This window comes from Mycolicibacter senuensis (assembly GCF_002101885.1).
Taxonomy (GTDB): Bacteria; Actinomycetota; Actinomycetes; order Mycobacteriales; family Mycobacteriaceae; genus Mycobacterium; species Mycobacterium senuense.
Genome location: NZ_LQPS01000009.1, coordinates 22269 through 46169, shown reverse-complemented (window position 1 = coordinate 46169; position 23901 = coordinate 22269). Strand labels below are relative to the sequence as shown.

22 protein-coding genes and 1 tRNA gene are annotated in these 23901 nt (G+C 68.4%); 18 read left to right on the top strand and 5 right to left on the bottom strand.

Translation table 11 applies throughout. The features are described from left to right. Window positions 1–11: 11 nt before the first annotated feature. From AWC24_RS01310 to xerD, 4 genes are all read left to right on the top strand, one after another. Window positions 12–953, top strand: coding sequence for a copper transporter (locus tag AWC24_RS01310; protein ID WP_085081702.1), 942 nt, complete (start codon window positions 12–14; stop codon window positions 951–953). Between the two features lie 131 nt (window positions 954–1084). Next, on the top strand, window positions 1085–2878 hold the full coding sequence (pyrG, locus tag AWC24_RS01305) for a CTP synthase (protein ID WP_109560277.1): 1794 nt from the start codon (window positions 1085–1087) through the stop codon (window positions 2876–2878). Then, window positions 2871–3494, top strand: coding sequence for an NUDIX domain-containing protein (locus AWC24_RS01300; protein ID WP_085081701.1), 624 nt, complete (start codon window positions 2871–2873; stop codon window positions 3492–3494). Before pyrG ends, AWC24_RS01300 begins: the two co-directional genes overlap by 8 nt. Further along, window positions 3491–4447, top strand: a complete 957-nt coding sequence (gene xerD / locus AWC24_RS01295; RefSeq protein ID WP_085081715.1) for a site-specific tyrosine recombinase XerD — start codon at window positions 3491–3493, stop codon at window positions 4445–4447. The genes AWC24_RS01300 and xerD overlap by 4 nt, the downstream gene beginning before the upstream one ends. Here xerD and AWC24_RS01290 read toward each other — a convergent pair. Beyond that, the gene (locus tag AWC24_RS01290; protein WP_085081700.1) at window positions 4444–5199 is read right to left on the bottom strand and encodes an O-methyltransferase; all 756 of its coding nucleotides are present in this window, start codon (window positions 5197–5199) and stop codon (window positions 4444–4446) included. The two genes, xerD and AWC24_RS01290, sit on opposite strands and share 4 nt — an antisense overlap. Before the next feature lie 113 nt (window positions 5200–5312). Between AWC24_RS01290 and AWC24_RS01285 the strand changes: the two genes are divergently transcribed. Genes AWC24_RS01285 through AWC24_RS01255 form a run of 7 tightly spaced genes read left to right on the top strand, consistent with a single transcriptional unit; the run spans window position 5313 to window position 11437 of the window. Further along, on the top strand, window positions 5313–6170 hold the full coding sequence (locus tag AWC24_RS01285) for a ParA family protein (protein ID WP_085081699.1): 858 nt from the start codon (window positions 5313–5315) through the stop codon (window positions 6168–6170). Next, a complete protein-coding gene (locus AWC24_RS01280; protein ID WP_085081698.1) occupies window positions 6167–6988 on the top strand; it encodes a segregation/condensation protein A in 822 nt (273 codons plus the stop codon). Before AWC24_RS01285 ends, AWC24_RS01280 begins: the two co-directional genes overlap by 4 nt. A 14-nt stretch (window positions 6989–7002) precedes the next feature. Beyond that, window positions 7003–7773 (top strand): SMC-Scp complex subunit ScpB, encoded by a 771-nt coding sequence (scpB, locus tag AWC24_RS01275; protein WP_234807212.1) that lies wholly within the window; start codon window positions 7003–7005, stop codon window positions 7771–7773. Then, window positions 7773–8528, top strand: a complete 756-nt coding sequence (locus AWC24_RS01270) for a pseudouridine synthase (RefSeq protein ID WP_085081697.1) — start codon at window positions 7773–7775, stop codon at window positions 8526–8528. Before scpB ends, AWC24_RS01270 begins: the two co-directional genes overlap by 1 nt. Before the next feature lie 11 nt (window positions 8529–8539). Then, the gene (cmk, locus tag AWC24_RS01265) at window positions 8540–9217 is read left to right on the top strand and encodes a (d)CMP kinase (protein WP_085081712.1); all 678 of its coding nucleotides are present in this window, start codon (window positions 8540–8542) and stop codon (window positions 9215–9217) included. Beyond that, window positions 9214–10632 carry a ribosome biogenesis GTPase Der gene (gene der, locus AWC24_RS01260; protein WP_085081696.1) on the top strand — a complete coding sequence of 473 codons (1419 nt, stop codon included), beginning with the start codon at window positions 9214–9216 and terminating at the stop codon, window positions 10630–10632. Before cmk ends, der begins: the two co-directional genes overlap by 4 nt. Window positions 10633–10669: 37 nt before the next feature. Further along, window positions 10670–11437: a sulfite exporter TauE/SafE family protein gene (locus AWC24_RS01255; RefSeq protein WP_085081695.1), complete on the top strand. Its 768-nt coding sequence runs from the start codon at window positions 10670–10672 to the stop codon at window positions 11435–11437. A 5-nt stretch (window positions 11438–11442) separates the two neighbouring features. On the opposite strand, the gene AWC24_RS01250 is transcribed toward AWC24_RS01255, so the two are convergent. Then, window positions 11443–13128 carry a patatin-like phospholipase family protein gene (locus tag AWC24_RS01250; protein ID WP_085081694.1) on the bottom strand — a complete coding sequence of 562 codons (1686 nt, stop codon included), beginning with the start codon at window positions 13126–13128 and terminating at the stop codon, window positions 11443–11445. 161 nt (window positions 13129–13289) lie between these two features. Between AWC24_RS01250 and AWC24_RS01245 the strand changes: the two genes are divergently transcribed. Continuing rightward, window positions 13290–13363, top strand: a tRNA-Pro gene (locus tag AWC24_RS01245). Window positions 13364–13451: 88 nt separating this feature from the next. On the opposite strand, the gene AWC24_RS01240 is transcribed toward AWC24_RS01245, so the two are convergent. After that, a complete protein-coding gene (locus AWC24_RS01240) occupies window positions 13452–13691 on the bottom strand; it encodes a hypothetical protein (RefSeq protein ID WP_133055678.1) in 240 nt (79 codons plus the stop codon). A 443-nt stretch (window positions 13692–14134) separates the two neighbouring features. On the opposite strand from AWC24_RS01240, the gene AWC24_RS22035 reads away from it, so the two are divergent. Continuing rightward, window positions 14135–14932 (top strand): hypothetical protein, encoded by a 798-nt coding sequence (locus AWC24_RS22035; RefSeq protein WP_133055677.1) that lies wholly within the window; start codon window positions 14135–14137, stop codon window positions 14930–14932. 248 nt (window positions 14933–15180) lie between these two features. On the opposite strand, the gene AWC24_RS01235 is transcribed toward AWC24_RS22035, so the two are convergent. Continuing rightward, window positions 15181–15861, bottom strand: a complete 681-nt coding sequence (locus tag AWC24_RS01235) for a DUF8548 family protein (RefSeq protein ID WP_085081692.1) — start codon at window positions 15859–15861, stop codon at window positions 15181–15183. Between the two features lie 168 nt (window positions 15862–16029). Here AWC24_RS01235 and AWC24_RS01230 point away from each other — a divergent pair, with 168 nt between their 5' ends. The 4 genes from AWC24_RS01230 (at window position 16030) to AWC24_RS01210 (ending at window position 20899) form a co-directional block, all read left to right on the top strand. Then, the gene (locus AWC24_RS01230; RefSeq protein WP_133055676.1) at window positions 16030–16650 is read left to right on the top strand and encodes a GIY-YIG nuclease family protein; all 621 of its coding nucleotides are present in this window, start codon (window positions 16030–16032) and stop codon (window positions 16648–16650) included. 113 nt (window positions 16651–16763) lie between these two features. Continuing rightward, window positions 16764–19019, top strand: a complete 2256-nt coding sequence (locus tag AWC24_RS23235) for a PGRS repeat-containing protein (protein WP_163705290.1) — start codon at window positions 16764–16766, stop codon at window positions 19017–19019. A 20-nt stretch (window positions 19020–19039) separates the two neighbouring features. Further along, on the top strand, window positions 19040–19705 hold the full coding sequence (locus tag AWC24_RS01215) for a chymotrypsin family serine protease (RefSeq protein ID WP_085081690.1): 666 nt from the start codon (window positions 19040–19042) through the stop codon (window positions 19703–19705). 198 nt (window positions 19706–19903) lie between these two features. Beyond that, window positions 19904–20899, top strand: a complete 996-nt coding sequence (locus AWC24_RS01210) for an oxygenase MpaB family protein (protein WP_109560274.1) — start codon at window positions 19904–19906, stop codon at window positions 20897–20899. A gap of 1 nt (window position 20900) precedes the next feature. On the opposite strand, the gene AWC24_RS01205 is transcribed toward AWC24_RS01210, so the two are convergent. Continuing rightward, window positions 20901–21401: a TspO/MBR family protein gene (locus AWC24_RS01205; RefSeq protein ID WP_085081688.1), complete on the bottom strand. Its 501-nt coding sequence runs from the start codon at window positions 21399–21401 to the stop codon at window positions 20901–20903. A 94-nt stretch (window positions 21402–21495) separates the two neighbouring features. Here AWC24_RS01205 and AWC24_RS01200 point away from each other — a divergent pair, with 94 nt between their 5' ends. Next, complete coding sequence (locus tag AWC24_RS01200) at window positions 21496–23862, top strand: AAA family ATPase (protein WP_234807210.1); 2367 nt, start codon at window positions 21496–21498, stop codon at window positions 23860–23862. Window positions 23863–23901 lie beyond the last annotated feature (39 nt).

Genomic DNA, 23901 nt, shown 5'->3' with positions numbered 1-23901 from the left:
GGGGTACCGCGATGATCACCCCTCGTTACCACGCGATGTCGCTGACCGCCGTGCTGCTGGCGCTGGTGTTCGGTGTCGTGCTGGGCTCCGGGCTGCTGTCGGGGCCGCTGATGGGCGGCCTGCAGTCCGACAAGCAGGAGTTGCGCGCCCAGATCGACACGCTGCACCAACAGCAGAACGCACTCGGTGAACGGCTCAGCAACGCAAACGAATTCGACGCTGCCATGGCGCCCCGCATCGTGCGTGACGCGCTGCACGGCAAGTCCGCGGTCATCTTCCGGACACCCGACGCGGTCGACGAGGACGTCGACGCGGTGGCGCGGATCATCGGCCAAGCCGGCGGAGCCGTCACCGGAACGGTCGCGCTGACGACGCAGTTCGTCGACGGCAACGCCGAGGAGAAACTGCGCGCCGTGATGGAGTCCGGGATCGTCCCGGCCGGTGCCCAGCTGAGCAGCCACCTCATCGACCAGGGCGCTCAGGCCGGGGACCTGCTCGGCATCGCGCTGCTGATCAATCGGGACCCGGCCGTCGTGCCCGCCGATGACCCGCAGCGCGCCACGGTGCTGGCCGCGCTGCGCGACACCGGCTTCATCACCTACCGCGAGCAGCGATTCGGCCCGGCCAACGCGGCCGTGGTGGTCACCGGCGGCGCCCTGCCCGAGGATGCCGGCAGCGCCGGGGTGAGCGTCGCCAGGTTTGCTGCGGCAGTGGCACCGCACGGCTCGGCGACGGTGTTGGCCGGCCGGGACGGCAGTGCGTCGGGTACCGCGGCGGTCGCGATGGCCCGCGCCGACTCCTCGGTGGCCGCGACGGTCAGCACGGTCGACGACGTCGACGTCGAGTCGGGCCGGATCACCACGGTCATGGCGCTGAGCAGCCTCATCGAGGGCGGCGATCCGGGTCAATACGGCATCGGGCACGGCGCCGGCTCGGTCACCATCGCGCAATAGCGGACCGGTGACGGTCCCTATCGCCGGGCGTGTCCCGGGCCGGGTTGCGCCGTCGATGTTAGGGTGAGATTCCGTGGGTCGGCAGGCCCTCAATCCCTGCGCCGTCGTCACGGAGGTTGGTGTTGCCACCACTGCGAAAGCACCCGCAAACCGAGCCGAAGCACCTCTTCGTCACCGGTGGAGTTGCCTCCTCACTGGGTAAGGGATTGACCGCGAGCAGCCTCGGTCAGTTGCTGATCGCCCGCGGGTTGCAGGTCACCATGCAGAAGCTCGACCCCTATCTCAACGTCGACCCCGGCACGATGAACCCGTTCCAGCACGGGGAGGTCTTCGTCACCGAGGACGGCGCCGAGACCGACCTCGACGTCGGTCACTATGAGCGGTTCCTCGACCGCGACCTGTCCGGTTCGGCGAATGTGACTACCGGCCAGGTGTATTCGACGGTGATCGCCAAGGAGCGCCGCGGCGAGTACCTCGGCGACACCGTGCAGGTGATCCCGCACATCACCGACGAGATCAAGCGGCGCATCCTGGCGATGTCCGATCCGGACGCCAACGGCCGGCGCCCCGACGTCGTGATCACCGAGATCGGCGGCACCGTCGGCGACATCGAGTCGCAACCGTTCCTGGAGGCCGCCCGCCAGGTCCGCCACGATGTCGGCCGGGACAACGTGTTCTTCCTGCACGTGTCGCTGGTGCCCTACCTGGCCCCCTCGGGCGAGCTCAAGACCAAGCCCACCCAGCACTCGGTGGCCGCGCTGCGCAGCATCGGTATCACCCCGGACGCGCTGATCCTGCGTTGCGACCGCGACGTGCCCGAACCGCTGAAGAACAAGATCGCGCTGATGTGCGACGTCGACGTCGACGGGGTGATCTCCACCCCGGACGCGGCGTCGATCTACGACATCCCCAAGGTGCTGCATCGCGAGGAACTGGACGCCTACGTGGTGCGCCGGCTCAACCTGCCGTTCAAGGACGTCGACTGGACCGAGTGGGACGAACTGCTGCGCCGCGTCCACGAACCCCACGAAACGGTGCGAATCGCCTTGGTGGGCAAATACATCGATCTCTCCGACGCCTACCTGTCGGTGACCGAGGCGCTACGGGCCGGTGGCTTCACCCACTACGCGAAGGTCGAGATCAACTGGATCACCTCCGACCAGTGCGACACCCCCGCCGGGGCGGCCGCCGCACTCAGTGAGATGCACGGCGTGCTGATTCCCGGCGGCTTCGGGATCCGGGGCATCGAGGGCAAGATCGGCGCCATCGCCTACGCCCGCACTCACGGGTTGCCGGTGCTCGGACTGTGCCTGGGCCTGCAGTGCATCGTGATCGACGCCGCCCGCACCGCCGGGATCACCGAGGCCAGCTCGGCGGAGTTCGACCCGGACACCCCCGACCCGGTCATCGCCACCATGGCCGACCAGCAGGAGGCGGTCGCCGGGACGGCGGACCTCGGCGGCACCATGCGCCTGGGCGCCTATCCGGCGGTGCTGGAAGCGGATTCGATTGTGGCCGAGGCATACCAGGCCACCGAGGTCTCCGAGCGGCACCGGCACCGGTTCGAGGTCAACAACGCCTACCGGGACCGGATCGCGCAGAGCGGGCTGCGGTTCTCCGGCACCTCCCCGGACGGCAAGCTGGTGGAGTTCGTCGAGTACCCGCGCGAGATGCACCCGTTCCTGGTGGGCACCCAGGCCCACCCGGAGCTCAAGAGCAGGCCGACCCGGGCGCATCCGCTGTTCGCGGCGTTCGTCGGCGCGGCCATCGACTACAAGGCCGCCGAGCGGCTGCCGGTGGAGATCCCCGACCAGCACCACGAGCCCGCCGATGCCCAGCACCGGGCAGACGGGCGCCTCGGCAGCGCCAAGCCGTTGACCGGCTCCCTGCAAGAAGCCCTGCCGGAACATGTAACCCGTGGCTGACCACGTCTTCGAGACCACCTCGTCGCAGCTGCTGCACAGCGGCAAGATCTTCGCGTTGCGCCGCGATGAGGTGCGCATGCCAGGCGGCAATACCGCCACCCGCGACGTGGTGGAGCACTATGGCGCCGTCGGGGTCGTCGCCATGGACGAGGACGGCAACATCCCGCTGATCTACCAGTACCGCCACGCGTTCGGCCGGCGACTGTGGGAGCTGCCCGCCGGACTGCTGGACCTCGGCGGTGAGGCGGCGCATGTGACCGCCGGCCGCGAACTCGTCGAAGAGGCCGGCTTGACGGCGACCACCTGGCAGGTGCTGGTCGACCTCGACTCCACGCCGGGGTTCAGCGACGAGTCGGTGCGGGTGTATCTGGCCACCGGTCTCTCGGAGGTCGAGCGCCCGGAGGCGCACGACGAGGAGGCCGACCTCACGTTGCGCTGGTATCCGATCGACGAGGCCGCCAAGCTGGTGTTCAGCGGTGAGATCGTCAATGCCCTTGCGGTGGCAGGGATCCTGGCGGCCTATATGCACCGTCAGGGATTCACGACGTTGCGTCCGGTGGACGCCGAGTGGGCCGACCGGCCGACCGCGTTCGCCGCCAGGAAGAACCGGTCATGACCGCGGCGGCGCAGCCGGTCTATCCGCTGAACGGGCAGCTGCAGGGCTACCTGGATCATCTGACGATCGAGCGAGGGGTCGCCGCCAACACGTTGAGCTCCTACCGCCGGGATCTGCGCCGCTACAGCGAGCACCTGCTGGCCCGCGACGTCGACGACCTGGCACGGGTCGGCGAGAACGACGTCACCGACTTCCTGGTGGCGCTGCGGCGCGGCGACCCGGAGAACGGCATACCGGCGCTGTCGGCGGTCTCGGCCGGGCGCGCCCTGATCGCGGTGCGGGGCCTGCACCGGTTCGCCGCCGCCGAGGGCATGACGCCGGTGGACGTGGCGCGCGGCGTCAAGCCGCCGACGCCGGGACGACGACTGCCCAAGAGCCTGACTATCGACGAGGTGTCGGCGCTGCTGATCGGTGCGGGCGGCGAAAGCGCCTCGGACGGTCCGCTGACACTGCGCAACCGGGCGTTGCTGGAGATGCTGTACTCCACCGGCTCGCGGATCTCCGAGGCCGTGGGACTGGACCTCGACGACGTCGACGTCAGTGATCGGTCAGTGCTGTTGCGCGGCAAGGGCGGCAAGCAGCGGCTGGTGCCGGTGGGCCGGCCCGCGGTGGCGGCGCTGGACGCCTATCTGGTGCGGGCTCGCCCGGACCTGGCACGCCGCGGGCGCGGCACCGCGGCGGTGTTCCTTAACGCCCGCGGCGGGCGGCTGTCGCGGCAGAGTGCCTGGCAGGTGCTGCAGGACGCCGCCGAACGCGCCGGGATCACCGCGAAGGTGTCACCCCACACGCTGCGGCATACGTTCGCGACCCATCTGCTCGACGGCGGCGCGGACGTGCGGGTGGTGCAGGAGCTGCTCGGCCACGCCTCGGTGAGCACCACCCAGATCTACACGCTGGTCACGGTGAAGGCGTTGCGCGAGGTATGGGCCGGCGCCCACCCGCGCGCCCGCTAACCACCCAGGTACGTCGACTCCAGCACCAGGTCCTGCAACAGGCTCTGATACTCCACGTGCGTCTTGTGCTCGACGGTGTCCCACCGCGATCCCTGCTGGGCCCGCATGTATTCGCGGTACCGCGGCGCCCCCGGCAGTTTGACGTTGTCGGCGACCACCACCGACCCCGGATGCAGCCAGCCCCGGTCCAGGATGGCATGCAGATCGGGCAGGTAGGCGTCCTTGTCGTGGTCGATGAACAGGAAATCCAGCGTGCCGGCGGTGAAGCCGTGCCGTGCGGTCAGCGCGTCCAGCGTGCGCCCGCCGTCACCGATGGTGCCCACCACGCAGGTGATCCGTTCGGCCACCCCGGCGTGCGCCCAGATCTGCCGGGCGTTGTCGGCGTTGGCCTCGGCGAGCTCGATCGAATAGATCCGGGCACCCGGAGCGGCGCGGGCGATACGCAGGGCGCTGTATCCGCAGTAAGTGCCCAACTCCAGGGCCAGCGCCGGCTGGACCCGCTGCACCGCGGCGTCGAGCAGCGCGCCCTTCTCGTCACCGATATTGATCAGCAGCGACTTCTCGTAGGCGAACTCGTCGATGCGGGCCAGCACGTCGTCGATGTCGCCGGCTCGGGCATGAGCCAGCACGTAATCGACCGCGGCGGCTTCACGGCCGTCGCCGATCTGGCCGGTGGTGGTGATGTTGCGGGCACCGGTCGCCATCCGCAGGAACGACCACCGCAGGAAGGGGATACGTCGTTTCAGACTCATGGATCCGATCTTATGGCGCTCGGCGCGCCCGCGGACTGTTCATGTAGCAGGTATGGGCGTCGGTCACCCGTTAGACTTCTTCGGATGTTCGCCACGACGACGCCGATCCGGCCATGAGCGACGACGACAGCTCCGCCGTCGGCTTGACCGGGCGGCCGCCGCGCGACATCCCCGAGCCCCAGCCCCGCTCCACGCACGGCCCCGCCAAGGTCATCGCGATGTGCAACCAGAAGGGCGGCGTCGGCAAGACCACCTCGACCATCAACCTCGGCGCGGCGCTGGCCGAGTACGGCCGAAAAGTGCTGCTGGTGGACTTGGACCCGCAGGGCGCGCTGTCGGCCGGCCTGGGGGTGCCGCACTACGAACTGGCGCACACCGTCCACAACCTGCTGGTGGAGCCGCGGGTCGAAATCGACGACGTGCTGACACCGACCCGCGTGGAGAACCTGGACCTGGTGCCCTCCAACATCGACCTGTCGGCGGCCGAGATCCAGCTCGTCAACGAGGTGGGCAGAGAGCATTCGCTGGCGCGGGCGCTGCGCCCGGTGCTGGACCGCTACGACTACCTGCTGGTGGATTGCCAGCCGTCGCTGGGGCTGCTCACCGTCAACGGGCTGGCCTGCGCCGACGGGGTGCTGATCCCGACCGAATGCGAGTACTTCTCGCTGCGCGGGCTGGCGTTGCTGACCGACACCGTCGAGAAGGTCCGCGACCGGCTGAACCCGAAGCTGGAGATCAGCGGCATCCTGCTGACCCGTTACGATCCGCGCACGGTCAACTCCCGGGAGGTGATGGCGCGGGTGGTGGAGCGCTTCGGCGACCTGGTGTTCGACACCGTGATCACCCGAACGGTCCGTTTTCCGGAGACCACCGTGGCCGGCGAGCCCATCACCACCTGGGCCCCGAAGTCCGGGGGAGCGCAGGCCTATCGCGCACTGGCCCGCGAAGTCATCGACCGATTCGGCGCGTGAGTACCGACGCCCAGACCGACACCGAAACGGCTGCCAGCGGTTTTCGCGTTCGACTGACCAACTTCGAGGGTCCGTTCGACCTGCTGCTGCAGTTGATCTTCGCGCATCGCCTCGATGTCACCGAAGTCGCCTTGCACCAGGTCACCGATGATTTCATCGCCTACACCCGCGATGTCGGCGCGCAACTGGAACTCGAGGAGACCACGGCGTTTCTGGTGATCGCCGCCACGCTGCTCGACCTCAAGGCGGCCCGGCTGCTGCCGGCCGGGCAGGTCGACGACGAAGAGGACCTGGCGCTGCTGGAAGTCCGCGACCTGCTGTTCGCGCGGCTGCTGCAGTACCGGGCGTTCAAGCATGTGGCGCAGATGTTCGCCGAACTGGAGGCCGCTGCGCTGCGCAGTTATCCGCGTGCGGTCTCGCTCGAGGACGGTTTCGCCAACCTGCTGCCGGAGGTGATGCTGGGCGTCGACGCCGACTCGTTCGCCCAGATCGCAGCGGCGGCGTTCACCCCGCGCCCCGTTCCGACCGTCGGCACCGAGCACCTGCATCAGGTGATGGTGTCGGTGCCCGAGCAGGCCGGTGTGTTGCTGACACGGTTGGAGGCCCGCGGCACCGGTCAGTGGGCGTCGTTCTCGGAGTTGGTGGCCGACTGCCAGGCGCCGATCGAGATCGTCGGCCGCTTCCTGGCGCTGCTCGAACTGTATCGGGCGCGGGCGGTAGCATTCGACCAGTCAGAACCACTTGGTGTGCTCCAGGTGTCGTGGACCGGTGAACGTCCCAGCAATGAAGACCTGGTGAAAGCAGAATCGGCCGAGTAGTGCGAGACGAGTTGATGACCGACCACATGCCCGAATCCGAGGTGTCCGGCGACGCCGCGGCTGCCGAGACGGTGGACGACACCGAAACCGAGCAGCAGGAGCCGTCAGGCGGGCCGGGCTCCGATCTGGGTATCGACGTCGCCCTGGCCCCCGAACTCGAGGACTCCGAGTTGGGAGCGGTGCTCGAGGCGCTGTTGCTGGTGGTCGACACCCCGGCGAGCGTGGAGTCGCTGGCGGCCGCCACCGACCAGCCGGTCTACCGGATCACGGCCAAACTGCGGGCGATGGCCGATGAACTGGCCGACCGCGACAGCGGCATGGACCTGCGCGAGGCCGGCGGCGGGTGGCGGTTCTACACCCGCGCCCGGTTCGCCCCCTATGTGGAGCGCCTCCTGCTCGACGGCGCGCGCTCCAAACTGACCCGCGCCGCCCTGGAGACACTGGCCGTGGTGGCCTACCGTCAGCCGGTGACGCGCGCCCGGGTCAGTGCGGTGCGCGGCGTCAACGTCGACGCGGTGATGCGCACGCTGCTGGCGCGCGGCCTGATCACCGAAGCCGGCGCGGACGCCGACACCGGCGCGGTGACGTTCGCCACCACCGAGCTGTTCCTGGAGCGGCTGGGCCTGTCGTCGCTGGCCGACCTGCCCGACATCGCGCCGCTGCTGCCCGACGTCGACGTGATCGACGACCTGAGCGAATCCCTGGACAGCGAACCGCGTTTCATGAAACTCGGCGGTTCCCCGGCGGCCGACCAGCCGCTCACGTTCGATGTGGACCACCTCTGATGGCGTGGCCGAACGAAGAACAAGAGGGCGTGCGCCTGCAGAAAGTGCTGTCGCAGGCCGGGGTCGCCTCGCGCCGGGTCGCGGAGAAGATGATTCGCGACGGCCGAGTCGAGGTCGACGGGCAGGTGGTGACCGAACTGGGCACCCGGGTGGACCCGGCCGCGTCGGTGATCCGCGTCGACGGGGCGCGGGTGACCGTCGACGACACCCGAGTTTATCTGGCGCTGAACAAGCCGCGCGGTGTGCACTCGACGATGTCGGATGACCGCGGCAGGCCGTGCATCGGCGACTACGTCGAGCACCGGGTCCGCGGTGACGCCAAGCTCTTTCACGTCGGACGGCTCGACGCCGACACCGAGGGACTGATGCTGCTGACCAACGACGGCGAGTTGGCGCACCGGCTGATGCACCCCTCCTTCCGTGTCCCCAAAACCTATGTCGCCACCGTGCTCGGGTCTGTGCCGCGCGGACTGGGCAAGAAGCTGCGCGAGGGCGTGGAACTCGACGACGGGCCGGCGAAGGTCGACGACTTCGCCGTGGTCGACGCCGTACCCGGCAAGTCCTTGGTGCGGGTGACCCTGCACGAGGGCCGCAAGCGCATCGTGCGGCGGATGTTGGCGGCGGTCGGATTTCCGGTTCAGGAGTTGGTGCGCACCGACATCGGCGCGGTTGCGCTGGGGGAGCAGCGGCCCGGGACCATTCGGGTGCTGACCCGCAAGGAGATCGGCGAACTGTATACGGCGGTCGGACTGTGAGCGCGGGCAGCATGGCCGTCGTGGCCATCGACGGGCCCGCAGGCACTGGAAAGTCCACGGTTGCACGCGGATTGGCGAAGGCACTGGGATCGCGCTACATCGACACCGGCGCCATGTACCGCGTCGTCACGCTGGCGGCGCTGCGCGCAGGCGTCGCCCTCGATGACGCCGACGGCATCGCCGCGGTCGCCCAGAACGTCGAGGTCTCGGTGGATTCGCGATCTGACGGCGACCGCGCTTACCTTGGTGGAGAAGATGTTTCGCGCGAGATCCGCGGTGATGCGGTGACCGGGGCGGTGTCGGCAGTGGCGGCTGTCCCCGCGGTGCGGACCCGTCTGGTGGCCCTACAGCAGCAGTTGGCCGCTGCCGGCGGCGGCGTGGTGGTGGAAGGCCGCGACGTGGGCACCGTGGTGCTCCCCGACGCCGACGTGAAGATCTTCCTGACCGCCTCGGCCGAGACCCGCGCCCAGCGCCGCAACGACCAGAACATCGCGGCCGGCCTGCGTGACGATTACCCCGGTGTGCTGGCCGACGTGCGCCGGCGCGACGAACTGGATTCCACCCGGTCGGTATCGCCGCTGCGGCCCGCCGACGACGCGGTGATCGTGGACACCGGTCAGATGACCCAGGCGCAGGTGATCGACCACCTGCGAGACCTGGTCGAGCAACGCTGCGGGGCGATCCGATGACTACCTCCGAATCCGACGGCACCTGGTTCGACGAGACCGACTGGGAGATCGGCGAAGACGGTGGCTTCGACGAGAACGTCGAGGACTCCGGGCCGCCGCCCGTGGTGGCCGTGGTCGGCCGGCCCAACGTCGGCAAGTCGACGCTGGTCAACCGCATCCTGGGCCGGCGCGAAGCCGTCGTGCAGGACCTGCCCGGCGTGACCCGCGACCGGGTCTCCTACGACGCACTCTGGACCGGTCGCCGTTTCGTGGTGCAGGACACCGGCGGCTGGGAACCCGACGCCAAGGGGCTGCAGCAGCTGGTGGCCGAGCAGGCGGCGGTGGCGATGCGCACCGCCGACGCCGTGATCCTGGTAGTGGACACGGTGGTCGGCGCCACCGCCGGCGATGAGGCGGCCGCCAAGATCCTGCGCCGCTCCGGTAAACCGGTGTTCTTGGCCGCCAACAAGGTTGACAGTGATCGCGCCGAGGCCGACGCGGCGGCACTGTGGTCGTTGGGACTGGGCGAGCCGTTCACGGTCAGCGCGCTGCATGGCCGCGGGGTGGCCGATCTGCTCGACGAGGTGGTCGCCAAGCTGCCCGAGGTGGCCGAGATGTCGGCGGGCAGCGGCGGCCCGAGACGGGTCGCCTTGGTCGGCAAACCCAACGTCGGCAAGAGCTCGCTGCTCAACCGGCTCGCCGGCGATGAGCGTTCCGTGGTGCACGACGTCGCCGGCACCACCGTCGACCCCGTCGACTCGCTGATCGAGATGGACGGCAAGATCTGGCGTTTCGTCGACACCGCCGGGCTGCGCCGCAAGGTCGGGCAAGCCAGCGGGCACGAGTTCTACGCCTCGGTGCGCACCCACGGCGCCATCGATGCCGCCGAAGTGGTGATCGTGCTGGTCGATTCGTCGCAGCCGCTGACCGAGCAGGACCAACGGGTGATCTCGATGGTGGTCGAGGCGGGCCGCGCGGTGGTGCTGGCCTACAACAAGTGGGATCTGGTCGATGAGGATCGGCGCTACCTGCTGGACAAGGAGATCGACCGGGACATGGCCCGGCTGGCCTGGGCGCCACGGGTGAACATCTCGGCCAAAACCGGTCGCGCCGTGCAGAAGTTGGTGCCCGCGCTGGAGACCTCGCTGGCATCGTGGGACACCCGAATCTCCACCGGCCAGCTCAATTCCTGGCTCAAAGAGGTCGTCGCGGCGACACCGCCGCCGGCGCGGGGCGGCCGTGCGCCGCGGATTCTGTTCGCCACCCAGGCCACGGCGCGTCCGCCGACGTTCGTGTTGTTCACCTCAGGGTTCCTGGAGGCCGGCTACCGCCGATTCCTGGAACGCCGGCTGCGCGAGACGTTCGGGTTCGAGGGCAGCCCGATCCGGATCAATGTGCGGGTGCGAGAGAAGCGGGGCGCCAAGCGCACTCGCTGAGGTCACGGAGAAGGGGGAACCGGTGCCGGTTTCACAGATGGTGTTGATCGTCTTGGCCGGGGTGGGCGCCGGGGCGATCAACTCGCTGGTCGGCTCCGGCACGCTGATCACCTTCCCGACACTGGTGACGCTGGGTTTCCCGCCGTTGACCGCGACCATCTCCAACTCGATCGGCCTGGTTGCCGGCGGGATATCGGGTACCTGGGCGTACCGTCGTGAGCTGCGCGGGCAGTGGGATCAGCTGCGCTGGCAGATCCCGGGATCGGTGGCCGGCGCCATCTTGGGCGCCTATCTGCTGCTGCACCTGCCCGAAAGCGTCTTCAACCGGGTGGTGCCCGTGCTGTTGGTCATCGCCTTGACGCTGGTCGTGGTCGGGCCGCGGGTTCAGGCGATCGCCCAACGCCGGGCGGAAGGGGCCGGTCGCTCGCTTGAGCACCTGAGTCGCGCCCGGATGACAGTACTTACCATCGGAACTTTCGCGGTCGCCGTCTACGGGGGTTATTTCTCTGCAGCGCAGGGGATCCTGCTGATCGGCGTGATGGGGGTGCTGCTGCCTGAGTCGATGCAGCGGATGAATGCGGCCAAGGTATTGCTGACGACGTTGGTCAATGTGGTCGCAGCGTTGGCTTACATTCTGACCGCATTCGACAGGATCAGTTGGGTTGCAGTGGGATTGATCGCGGTCGGTTCCATGGTAGGCGGCTACTTGGGCGGGCATTACGGCCGCCGGCTGTCACCGAATACCCTGCGGGCGGCGATCCTGGTGGTCGGCCTGATCGGGCTCTACCGGCTGCTGACGGTCTGAACGCGTCAGATCGCGTCGCGGTTGCGCCACCGCTCCCAGCGATTCCGCGGCCGGCGCAACGCCGACATCACCGTGCTCATCGGCGCGGCATTCTGCTGCACCGGTTGGGCAGGTTCGGACTCGACCACCGCCGGCTTCTCGCCTTCCCACCACACCGGTTCCAACAGCGCCGAGACCACCGGGATCGCGCGCTGGACGCTCTTACGTCCCCATTGGCAGGCCCGCTCGATGGTGGCCGCCGACGGGGCCAGGTTGACCGGTGACAGCGTCGGGGAGAACCGGACCAGGTGGTCGGCGTAGGGGGCGTTGCGCACCATCTGCAGCTGGATCGCCTGGGTGATCGGCACCAGCCACAGGTGCCGCGGATCCCACTGCGGATGGAAGCAGTCGAAGGCCAGATAGCAGGCGTTGCGGGTGCCCAGCCGGCCGTCGCGGACCCGCTTCCAGGCCAGCTCGACGGGAACGTTGCTGGCCGCGCCGCCGTCCACCAGGGCGCCCACATCGTTGTCGGCGAGCAGCGCATCGAATATCGGCACCATCCGCGGGTCCTTGGTCTCGTGGTGCAGCACCCCCGGGATCGCCGAGGAGAACGACGCCGCGTCGACCACGTTGACATCGCGGTCCGGGTCGTCGCCGCCGATGACCAGCGGTTTGACCACCCGCGGATCGATGAAGGCCGCGGTCTGCCAGAGCCGGGTCGCCACCTGCGGGCCGAGTCCGATCGGCAGATACGGGAACGAGCGCAGCTGCAGCGCGGCGAGCCGCTGATTGCGGTAGCGCGCCGGCAGTGCGGCAAAGGGCTGCCGGCGCACGCCCGCGACCACCGCGTCGAACGGGATGGCCAGATCCGACATCCGCATCGGCTCGCCGTCCTCGCGCCGGAACATGGCGTCGGCGAACTGGTTGAAATTCAACGAGAACACGCCGGTCAGACCGTGACGGCGGCGCAGCCGTTCCGGTCCCAGGATGGCGCGGAACGACACCGTCTTGGCCCACGCGACGTACTCCTCGATGGGCACCGGCAGCGTCCGGCCGACCACCGATCCCAGGATCGAACCGAACGACGAGCCGATCAGATAGTCGGGCACCGGTCCGGCCTCCAGCAGCGCATTCATGCCGCCGATATAGACGAACCCGGCCCCGCCGCCACCGCCGAGCACGGTGACCAGCTTCTTGTGACCGACCTCGGCGTCGAGTTCGCACGCGGAGAAGTCATCACCGTGCCGCTCGATCAACTGCCGGCGCTGCTCGTCCTGATCGGCGGCCAGCCCACCGAGCGCGTCGCGCGCGGCGGTCAGCGCGATCACCGGGTCGCGTTCCTCACGCAGCGGGCCGTAGAGGGCATCGGTCACCTTGCCCCGCCACGGGGTCAGCTCCGCGCCGACGGAGACATCACCGCGCCCGCGGGTGCCGCCCGGGCCCGCGGCCCCCGGCTCGAAGTCGCCCAGCCGGGCGAAGTTGAGCAGATACCGCAGCCGGCGCAGCTGCTCGGCGGAGAGCACATCGGGATGGCGCAGCGAGTGACGGACCAGCCGGTTCTCCATCTTCTGCAGCAGCAGGACGGCGTCACCGGGGTCGACGGTATCGACGACGTCGTCGGTGACGGTGTCCTCGGTGGTTCCGGGGATGTGCATCGGGTCAGGGCGGCGATCGACCATGCCGAGCATTGCTTCGACGAAGGGGATCTGCATCAGTTGCGGTTCCTGGGGTTGGGGCGTTGCGGAGGGGGAGTCACGCTCGCGTGGCGAGCCTACGCGTCTCGATCCGGGCGGCCGGTGCCCTCACGCGGGTTCGGCGCGCCCGATCGCTTGCGGTAGGCTTTCGACCTGCTGCCAGGGTTGTTCGGCGGTGGCGGGCTGTGGCGCAGTTTGGTAGCGCACTTGACTGGGGGTCAAGTGGTCGCAGGTTCAAATCCTGTCAGCCCGACAGAGTTTTAGCAGGTCAGCGCGTTTTTACGGCGACCGCCAAATCCGGCCTCGGAAGGCTAGCGCCACTCGGCACGACGCCGCAACGCTCACTGGACCCGCTCGGGTCTGCCGGCGGGGAACGAACCCGGCGGGCCCGCAAGATAGGCCGAATCCCAGCGCAACAGCCCCGGTGAATGCGGCTGCCCGAAACCGACACGAACGCGCGCGACGAAGTCACCGGCCTCGGCCGCATTGATGCGGATCTGGGCGTTGATCTCCTCGACGACCCGCTCGTGGGAAAGATCCTCGGCCAGGATCACCTCGACAGGTCTCCAGCTCTCCTGCATTCGCTCATCTTTCTCGGGGCCGGCCTGACCAGCGAAGCACCCTGAATTGTGTTGTGCGGCCTGCTGCCGGTAACGGCCGCTCAGCCCAGGTGGAACACGACCTCAAGCGCCAGGACTCAGAAGACGTACAGGCCAAGGATCGCTGCGTCTACCGGGAGTCGAGCATCGGTTCTTTCATGTGTCGCAACATATTCGGGCACCGGCTGCGTGAACCCCAAGTGTGTTCCCAGTCACTACGGTTGGGGACTTAAGTCTGTGAGCGGCACGGTAACCGGCTCGATACGTGATCGCAATCACATCGAGGGGCGCCGATTTCTCGCCCGTCGCGGCTACCGACGAGGGTGTTCACCGTCGCCGACGACGCCGCGCCGTCGGCGACTGCCGCGCTGAGGCGCTGAGGCGGTTCAACCGACACCTGTGCGCGGTGGCCCTATTCTCGGGCCATGGGTCGAAACCCGTGGGTCTGGTTCAGCGCTGCAGTGGTCACTGCGACGGTGATACTCACCCTCGGAACCACCGCGGCATTCCGTTTTGACCTCGATGTCGATTGGTACACCGGGGCGGGGCAGTGGCTCGGTGCTGCGGTTTCGGTGCTCGCAGCCGGGACAGCCCTATGGATAGCGACGAATGACCGCAAGAAGGCGGTTGCGGATCGCCGAGCGGACAGGGCGCAGCTTGAAGCGGATCGCCGAGCGGACAGGGCGCAGGTTGAAATGGATCGCCGGGCCGACCGGGCGCAGCTTGAAGCGGATCGCCAGGCCGAGAGATCGCAGCTCGAAGCCGACCTGCTTCGCGAAGCGGGGCTGGTGCGACTTACCGATCTGTCGAACACGGGTGATCTACACCTCGACTACGGTGAGCCACCGCCTACTGGCGGAGAAGTCTCTGTCACGGTCCGAAACCATCGAGTGGATCGAATCTGCGACCTCGATCTGAGGGTCGTTGCGGCACCACCAGCAGACGGTGATGCGCCGAATCCGGCGGCTGTCGAGCAGCTATGGACGAAGGCAGACCTCCATGATCCCGAAGCCGAGGATGATCCACGGAAATGCTCCATCGCTTCTGATGACAAGCTCTACATCAAATCCAGGCTGAATCCCTGGGCCGAGGCGGTATTGGTCACGTTGCGGTACACGGACCAACGCGGGCGTCGATGGCAGATCGATCCTGACGGAAACGTCGAACGCGTCACCGATCCACCACCACCCAGCCAGCCGTCCCCGCCTCCGGCGCGCATCTAGGTCAGGACGTGTTCGGTCCAACTGGCCGGGTCCGTCCTACGTCTGCGTCCAGCCGGCCATCACGGGTGAATGAGTCTTGGGTGACCGGGGAAAGGCGAGATCACCGCCGACGACGCGCACCTGCCATATCAACATTCGGCGCACACTTGATGATTCACGGACAGCCAACGGTTGATGACCACGTGACAACAGCGTTGCGCAGCGTTACGACAAACCTCGGGACCGCGCGCGAGTCGAGGCCCATGCACCTACTTCCGCACCCGCTGCCACTGCCAGATCGCATGGTCGAGATCGGTCGGCAACATACCCATCTCGGTGGCCGCGGCCGTGACGATCACGCCGGCGAACTCCGTTGCGACATCCTTCCGCGGAAGCCGCAGCGAATCCGCCACGAACCGGCAGATCATCCGGTCGGGTTTCACGCCCTGGATCCCGGCGAGCATCTGCGCGTAGTGCCAGGTGATGCCGGAGATTTGACCGGTCACGGCCCGCCATGCCGCCCCCACTCGTGCGAGACGGTCCTCGTCGCCGGCCGCGTCACGAAGGGCAGCAGTCGTTTTGATGCCCTCGGCTGCGAGCGTCTGGGCCGCGTCCCGGATCGCCTCGGCCTTCAACACACCGTTGCGGGTGGAGGTCCGGTTCCGGTTGCCGATCTGCGATGCCCAGCCGTCAGGACCGCCAAGTTCCTCGAACGTGGCGAGTAGCTCAGGCACGCCGTCGCTGTTCGGGTCGCCGCTCCGGCCACGGCGGCGGTAGGCCCGGTACCGGTCGACGACCCGTTCCACGCTGGAGTACGTGACGCCGGTGGACTGCACACTGTCGACGATGCAGAGGGCGAGGCTATCGCGGTAGCCCGCCGGCGCCTTGGCGCCGCGGAACTGCTCGCAGCTGGTGATCAGGGCCTGCAATTGCTCGGCGGTGTGGGTCATGGGCGCCAGCTTCGCACGGGGATCAAGTGCTCAGGAAAGGGCACTCCACCCTCGGTTTAGCGCCGCGTCGGGTCGAATCCTGCGTGATCGCCAGCCAAGCTGAAGTCGGCTCCCGCAGGCGGCTCAGCACGACATCTCCAGGCACGCCCGTGTATGCGGCGAGGGAGCTTGACGATCGACCAGCGTAATGCGACAGCCACTGCGGCGCGGTGCGGTTCCTGCGGGATCTTGGCTAGGTTTCCGTACATGGATTCAGCACAGGTGCTGGCGCAGTTGTCGGATCACCGGTCCAGCTGGGAGCTTCTCGATGCCCCAGCAGCATCCGGTGTTTACGCCTTCTTCCTCTGTGATGGCGTCTTGCCGGGAGTGCACTGTGCGGCCGGCGGCTGCCTTTACATCGGGCTGTCGTCGAACCTCGCCCAGCGAGAGTTCGACACGCACTTCCGAGCGGGACGTAGCGGTTTCTCCACGCTGCGTCGATCACTGGGTGCGTTGCTGATCGACGACCTCCAGCTGCAACCCGAACCCAGAAGCGCGGGCAACAGCGACACCAACTATCGCAACTACCGCTTCGACGCTGGCGGAGAAGAACGGCTCAGCGCCTGGATGCAGCGTCATCTTGATATAGGCGTCTACCCCGAGGCTGATCCCAAACCGCTTGAGCGCGAACTCATCGAACTGGCTGGACCGCCACTGAACCTGACGCATTGGCCGAACCCCGACGCCCCGCTGATCCGTGCCGCACGCAAGCGCTGCGTCGACGCGGCGCGGGCCAGGCGCCGACAGTGACGCGGTGGCGGCGCGACGATCGCAGAACTCCCGGCAGTTCTCGGCCGACGCCGGCCGACTGGCATAGGTGCTCTCAAATGGCGGTGCCCCACCGTCCGTGGTAGACACCTGACGTGACGATCTCAGGTTGGCTTAAGGGAAGTTCGGCGTCGCCGCTGCGGAGACTGGCAGCTGCGGGAGCGTCGGTCGGGGCGCTGGCGGCGTTCGGGTTGGCGCCGTCCGCTCACGCCGACTTCGAGGACTTCTTCGCCGACCTGTTGGATCCGGCGGCGTGGGGCACACTGTTCGACCCCGGTTTCTGGGACGGTTCGGAGTCGGCGTCGACGCTCGACTTCGCGGCACTGTTCAATGGGGATGACCTGGCGGCCGCGGCCGTCGCAGATGGCCTGCCTGGCATGGCTGTCGACACTGATTTCGCCGACTGGTTCCAGACCGATTTCTATCTGCCGCTGCATGCTGCGATGCAGGACTGGATCGACAGTCCGTTCGGGTCGCAGGTCAACGACTTCATCAACCCGTTGTTTGCGTTCGGTGGCGCTTGCGGCCTGGTCTGCAACGGTGTCGATGGCACCGAGACCGATGTCGACGGTGGCAGTGGCGGCTGGATCTTCGGTGACGGCGGCACCGGCTGGAGCAGCACCGAAGACGGTGTGGCCGGTGGCGCTGGCGGTGACGGCGGTTGGCTGGGCAACGGCGGTGACGGCGGTGTTGGCGGCGCCGGAGCCGACGGCGGTGCCGGCGGTGCGGCTGGCTTGTTCGGCAACGGTGGCAACGGCGGTGACGGCGGCTCCGGCTTGGACGGGCTGCACGCAGGAGTCGGTGGCAACGGCGGTGACGCCGGCAGCAGCGGTGACTATTTCGGCAGCGCAGGCGTCGGCGGCAACGGCGGCAACGGTGGCAACTCGGTCGGCGACGGTGGAACCGGTGGTGCCGGCGGTAACGGCGGTGTGGGCGGCGGGAACGGCGGTCACGGCGGAACATCGGTCGGCGCCAACGGGACCGGTGGCGCGGGCGGTGACGGCGGCTATGGCAGCGGTAACGGTGGAAACGGCGGGGCCGTCAACGGGGCAGGAAGTGTCGCCGGTGATGGCGGCACCGGCGGCGCGGGCAACTTCGGCACCATACTGGGTGGCGGTCGCGCGGGAGGTCCCGGCGGTGCCGGCGGCAACGGCGGTGACGCCATCGGGGACGGCAGCACCGCGGGCAACGGCGGCGATGGTGGTACCGGCGGCTACGGCAGCGCCCTGGGGAGCGGCGGCGACGGCGGTATCGGCGGCGCGGGCGGCAACGGCGGTGACGCCACCGGTGACGGCAGCACGGCCGGCAACGGAGGTAACGGCGGCAACGGCGGCACGAGCAGTACCACTTCCGATGGCCGCAACGGCGGCGTAGGCGGCAACGGCGGAGACGGCGGTGCAGCCAGCGGAGACCACAGCAGCGGTGGTAACGGCGGCAACGGCGGTGACGGCGGCATCAGCAGCCTGGTGGGCGGCGGCCAGGACGGCGGCGTTGGCGGCAATGGTGGCAATGGCGGCGCAGTTAGCGGTGCAAACAGCGTCGCCGGCAGCGGCGGGACAGGTGGGACCGGTGGCATAACCAGCCCGCTGAGCGGTGGTCGGGACGGCGGGGCCGGTGGTCACGGCGGTGATGGCGGTGTCGCCGAGGGTGAGGGCAGCATCGCCGGTGCCGGTGGCAAGGGAGGCGACGGCGGTATCGGCGGCATGCTGGGCGGTGGCCGTAACGGTGGCGTTGGCGGTAACGGTGGCAACGGCGGTGATGGTGTCGACGGTGCTGCTGCCAGCCACGGGGGTGCCGGCGGTGCCGGCGGCGGTGTCGGTCTGAACGCGAGCGGCCAAGGCGGCACCGGTGGCGTCGGGGGCAATGGCGGCGCCAGCGACGGCGGAGTCGGCGGTGCCGGGGGGAGCGGCGGTGAGGGAGCGAGCAGTAGTGGCTTCGGGGGTGCCGGCGGTGGCGGCGGCGGTGGCGGCGGTGCTGGCACTGGCGGTCAAGGTGGTGATGGCGGAACCGGCGGAAACGGTGGCAATGGCCTGACTACCGGCTCCGATGACGCGCCTCGTGGCACCGGCGGGACCGGCGGCACCGGCGGCGACGCCGATGGCGGTACCGGCGGAGTCGGCGGGAACGGCGGAAACGGCGGCTCCGGCGACTTGGGTAGCGCCGGCGGTGTCGGTGGCAACGGCGGTGATGGTGGGCAAGTCGGTCCCAACGGCAACGGTGCCGGAGGCAACGGCGGTAACGGTGGAGGAAACTCGCGCGAGCCCGGTGCAACGGGTGGCAACGGCGGCGCCGACGGAACGCCAGGAACACCTGGAACCGATGGCGACGCCACCCTGAACCCCGCCGGCTGACCGACCGGGTGAGGGGCGCCGTGCAACTCGCGCGCTGGCGGCTAACCCTCGCCCTCGCACTGCTTTTCGCTGCGGGATTGCCGGCCGCGCCTCCGGCGGCTGCGATGGTGATCATGGGCGGTGGGGCGGTCATCGTCGTCAACGACAACAGCTTCTGCACCTTGACCACGATCGGACGCGACCGGGCCGGCGACGTCGTAGGCTTCACCGCAGCGCAGTGCGGCGGGCCGGGGGCTGCCGTCGCAGTTGCGGGAACCGACACCACCGTGGGCACCGTGGTGGCCGCCAACGCCGACCTCGACTACGCGGTGATCAAGTTCGATGCGCCCGACCTGATTCCGGTGTCGGACTACGCCGGCGTTGCGATCAACGGCCTCGGCCCCGACCCGGTGTCCGACTCGCGGGTGTGCAAGTGGGGACCCGCCAATCCTGGCAGCTGTTATGGCATCAGGCACGATGGCTGGCGGCGCATGCAGATGTACGGGTGGTTTGACGGAGGTGATGTGGGAGCCCCGGTAACGATGGACGGTCTTTTGGTCGGAATGGTCGTCGGTGGCGGCATCACCTGGGGCGGCAGGTCGACCCCCTCATTGCCGATCACGTACTTGACGAAATTCAGCGCAATCCTGGCCGACGTCAACGCCGGCGACGGACCCGGCAGCGGATTCGTCCCGATCGGGAGCTGACGGGATGGTGCGGTTCTGGTCGCGGGCGGCAAACGGGAATGCGCTGGTGGCCGGGCACCGAGCGCACCCTGATGGCCAACAGTGCCGGACCGACCGTTGACCGCGGTCGCTTACCCGTCCTAAGCTGTCGATACTGACAACGCATGTTGTCCAAAGTCGTCCAACACTGACGGGGAGTGCGCGCTCGTGACTCAAGACATGTCGGAAACCTGTCCGGCGGCCGACGATGCGGCGATGGCCCCGGGTTGTCCGGTGAGCACCGGCGGCTACGACGCGCCACCGGTTCCGCTCGGCCCCGACTCGCTGACCTGGAAGTACTTCGGTCAGTGGACCGGCCTCTTCCAGGGGACCTGGGCGGGCTCGATGCAGAACATGCACCCGCAACTGGGTGCGGCGGTGAAGGATCACTCGATCTTCTTCATGGAGCGCATCCCGCGGCTGATGCGGTCGATCTACCCGATCGGCGGCGTGGTGTTCGACGGCTACCGCGCCCCGCAGACCGGCGCCGAGGTCCGCGACTACCACATCGGAATCAAGGGCGTCGACGAGCAGGGCCGCCGGTACAACGCGCTGAACCCGGACGTCTTCTACTGGGCGCACGCCACGTTCTTCAAGTCGACCCTGCTGGCCGCCGAGAAGTTCGCCGGCGGACTCAGCGAGGACGACAAACGACAACTCTTCGACGAACACGTCGCCTGGTACCGCATGTACGGCATGAGCATGCGTCCGGTGCCCAAGACCTGGGAGGAGTTCTGTGAGTACTGGGACCACATGTGCCACAACGTGCTGGAGAACACCTGGGCCGCCCGCGAGGTCATGGATCTGTCGACCATGCCCAAACACCCGTCACTGCAGTGGATTCCGGACTGGTTGTGGGCGCTCAACCTCAAGGTGATGCAGCGCTTCCTGACGTTCATGACGGTGGCCCTCTACGACCCGCCGGTGCGCGAACTCATGGGCTACACCTGGTCGGCGCGACAGGAGCGGGTGCACGGGTATCTGTGCAAGGCGATCACGTTGGTCTCCAAGTACGGGCCGAAGCGCGCACTGATGCATCCGCGCAAGCGGTCGGCGTTGGACCGTGCCTCGGGCCGCCTTCCGGTCGACGCCCCGCTGGTGCAGACCCCGGCGCGTAACCTGCCGCCGGTCGAATACCGCGACAGCCCGCACTTCTACTGCCCGAAGGTCGACTGAGTCAGCTGTTCAGCGACCACACCGAATAGTTCAGTGCGGTCGCGAACAAAATCCAGCCGAGATACGGCAGCATCAGCAGCGCCGCGGCGCGATGACGCTTCCAGAACGCGATGATGGTGACCACCACGACGACGTCCAGCACCACGATGTCGACGAGGGCCGGACCGCGCCAGCCCAGTCCGAAGAACAGCGGTGACCACGCCAGATTCAGCGCCAACTGGACGCTGTAGGCGATGACTGCCGGGTTACGCCACCGGGGATCGGTACGCCAGACCAGCCAGGCCGCGACCGCCATCAGCAGGTAGAGGCCACTCCACACCGGCCCGAACAGGTAGCTCGGTGGCGCCCAGCCGGGCTGGGCGAGCTTGCCGTAATCGGCTGCGGCATCGGCGGACGCCAGCCCTCCGAGTGCGGCGACGATGATGACGGCGAAAAGCGAGACCAGCAGCGCGGCGAGGTGCAGCGAACCGGGTTGATGCGCTTTCGGCGAGGTTACCTGCATGGGTTTCACCCTAAAGGGCGGCGGCCGAATGCTGGTGCGGTTGGGGGAGCAGCGCAATCCTGGGAGGATGACGCGTCACAGGTAAGGTGCAACCGTGGTTGCAGCGGGCAACACGGTGCTGCTGACCGACGAGTTCCGGCAAGCGTTGGCGCTGTTGGATTCAGGCCGAAACCTGTTCCTGACCGGTAAGGCCGGCACCGGAAAGTCGACGCTCATCCGCCATTTCATGGCCGGGACCGACCGCAACGTCGTCGTGGTCGCTCCGACCGGCATCGCGGCGCTCAACGTCGACGGGCACACCATCCACCGCCTGTTCGGATTCCGCCCGACAACGACGCTCTCCGATGTCACCGGCGGGGCTTATCGGCCAGGACGCTTCAGCAAGACGCTCGGCAAGCTGCAGACCCTGATCATCGACGAGGCGTCGATGGTTCGTGCCGACGTGTTCGACATGGTTGCAGGCGCGTTGCAGCGGTTCGGCCCAGAGCCCGGAACCCCATTCGGCGGGGTGCAGGTCGTGTTGGTCGGCGACCTCTATCAGCTGCCGCCCGTGGTCACCGAGGGCGAGCAGCACTACTTCTCGACAACCTATGACACCCCGTACTTCTTCTCGGCCAACGCCTTCAGCCGCCAGGACTTCCCGGGCATCTCGCTGTCGACGGTGTTTCGCCAGCTCGGCGATGACCGGATGACCGCGATCCTCAACGAGATTCGCGAAGGCGTGTTGCTCGGTCATGCCCGGCACCACCTGGACGCCCGGGTGGACGCCGACTTCGTGCCTCCCGACGACGAGTTCTGGTTGACACTCGCGCCGACCAACAGGCTGGTAACCGCCCGCAACCGCCAGCACCTGCAACGGTTGCCCGGCGAAGAAATGGTGCACCGGGCCACCGAATCCGGTGACCTGTCGTTATTCGACAAGCCGATCGACGAGGAGTTGCGGTTCAAGGTCGGCGCCCAGGTGATGATGCTGAACAACGACCAGGCCGAGCGCTGGGTGAACGGCTCGATCGGACGTGTGGTGGGGGTGGATTACGACCGTCACGGCGCAGTCGTCGAGGTCGAGTTCCCCGACGGTGAGATCGCCGAGGTCGCCCCGTTCACCTGGGAGGCCACCCGCCCGGTGGTCGACGGCGGAACCTTGCGCCGGGAGGTTGTCGGCACCTACACCCAGTTGCCGTTCAAGTTGGCGTGGGCGATCACGATTCACAAGAGCCAGGGCCAGACGCTGGACCGGCTGGTGGTGGACCTGTCCGGGGGTATGTTCTCCACCGGCCAGCTCTACGTGGCCCTGAGCCGATGCACGTCGTTGGCGGGCCTGGTGCTCAAACGCCCGGTGCTGCCGAAGGATCTCAAGGTGGACCGCCGGATCGCCCGGTTTCTGCGTGCCTCGGCCGACCCCGAGCGGTCTCGCCGCTTCTGCGCGATCGGTCTGCTCACCGTGGGCGACGAGGGCCGGATGTCCCGGCCGCGCCCGGTGGAGTTGGCGGTGGCGTTCGATGACGGCACCGCGGTGTCGACGCTGATCAACCCCCAGCGTGACCTGGCCGACGCCCGGCAGGCGTACCGGATCGGAGTGGCAGATGTGCTGCTGGCGCCCACGCTGCGGGAGGCGTGGGCAGTGATCGCACCGATGCTGGCCGGATGCACACCGGTGGGGGCGAATATCGACGAGATGCTGGGGCTGATCGACTTCGAACTCAAACGACTGGGGCAGGTCGTTCCCATGCCGCTGGGGACCGAACTGCGCGGCGCTGCCGTCACCGGCCAGACAGCGCTGCAGCGGGCCAGATCGGCGCTGGGAAAGCTGGATGCCGGCGCCCTGGATGCCGGCTCGTCGCCGTTCGACGAGCCCGACGAGACCGACGCGCTGGCGGGAATCCTGCTCAGCCGCGACCCTGACGTCACAACACCGACGGCAGAACACCTGCCGGCCCTGTCGGCGTTGCTGCGGATCAGCCGCGGCATCGGCGCCGTGCTGCTGGGCACCGCCCCGGCCGATGAGATCCTGCTCGCCGGTGCGACGAGTTGGGAGCACGCGGCCCGCCAAGCCGCCGCCGACCAACTACTGCTGGCGGCGGCCCGCACCCGGCTACCCGGCGAGGTGCTGGCGCGGCTCCGGGCCGCGTTGGGGGTGTTGGGTGCCGGTGAACTGGGCGCTGAGTTGGCTCAGGCGCCCGTGACCGCCGACGACATCGACACGGTCCTGGTTCCCGGCGCCCGCGTCTGCTTCACCGGAACCGCGGTGGACGGGCAGGGCCGGATGGTGGATCGCGACGAGATGGAGCGGCTGGCCGCCTCGGCCGGGCTGGCGCCGGTGCGTTCGGTGACCAAGACGCGGTGCGAGGTGCTGGTGATCGCCGAAGCGGGCAGCCAGTCCGGCAAGGCCCGCAAAGCCCAGGAGTACGACAAACCGGTATTCACCGTGGCGGAGTTCCTCGGCTGGATCGCGCGCCGGTGACCGGTGGCACACCACCCGACCGGCCGGGCCGATGCCCGT

What these genes read in the sequence shown, in the direction of transcription:
- AWC24_RS01285 (WP_085081699.1), top strand. Translation starts at nt 5,313, where the DNA reads ATGAGCGACGACGACAGCTCCGCCGTCGGCTTGACCGGGCGGCCGCCG.
- AWC24_RS01310 (WP_085081702.1), top strand. Translation starts at nt 12, where the DNA reads ATGATCACCCCTCGTTACCACGCGATGTCGCTGACCGCCGTGCTGCTG.
- AWC24_RS01255 (WP_085081695.1), top strand. Translation starts at nt 10,670, where the DNA reads ATGGTGTTGATCGTCTTGGCCGGGGTGGGCGCCGGGGCGATCAACTCG.
- AWC24_RS01250 (WP_085081694.1), bottom strand. Translation starts at nt 13,128, where the DNA reads ATGCAGATCCCCTTCGTCGAAGCAATGCTCGGCATGGTCGATCGCCGC.
- AWC24_RS01240 (WP_133055678.1), bottom strand. Translation starts at nt 13,691, where the DNA reads ATGCAGGAGAGCTGGAGACCTGTCGAGGTGATCCTGGCCGAGGATCTT.
- AWC24_RS01270 (WP_085081697.1), top strand. Translation starts at nt 7,773, where the DNA reads ATGGCGTGGCCGAACGAAGAACAAGAGGGCGTGCGCCTGCAGAAAGTG.
- AWC24_RS22035 (WP_133055677.1), top strand. Translation starts at nt 14,135, where the DNA reads ATGGGTCGAAACCCGTGGGTCTGGTTCAGCGCTGCAGTGGTCACTGCG.
- AWC24_RS01205 (WP_085081688.1), bottom strand. Translation starts at nt 21,401, where the DNA reads ATGCAGGTAACCTCGCCGAAAGCGCATCAACCCGGTTCGCTGCACCTC.
- AWC24_RS01290 (WP_085081700.1), bottom strand. Translation starts at nt 5,199, where the DNA reads ATGAGTCTGAAACGACGTATCCCCTTCCTGCGGTGGTCGTTCCTGCGG.
- cmk (WP_085081712.1), top strand. Translation starts at nt 8,540, where the DNA reads ATGGCCGTCGTGGCCATCGACGGGCCCGCAGGCACTGGAAAGTCCACG.
- AWC24_RS01210 (WP_109560274.1), top strand. Translation starts at nt 19,904, where the DNA reads ATGTCGGAAACCTGTCCGGCGGCCGACGATGCGGCGATGGCCCCGGGT.
- scpB (WP_234807212.1), top strand. Translation starts at nt 7,003, where the DNA reads ATGACCGACCACATGCCCGAATCCGAGGTGTCCGGCGACGCCGCGGCT.
- der (WP_085081696.1), top strand. Translation starts at nt 9,214, where the DNA reads ATGACTACCTCCGAATCCGACGGCACCTGGTTCGACGAGACCGACTGG.
- xerD (WP_085081715.1), top strand. Translation starts at nt 3,491, where the DNA reads ATGACCGCGGCGGCGCAGCCGGTCTATCCGCTGAACGGGCAGCTGCAG.
- AWC24_RS01235 (WP_085081692.1), bottom strand. Translation starts at nt 15,861, where the DNA reads ATGACCCACACCGCCGAGCAATTGCAGGCCCTGATCACCAGCTGCGAG.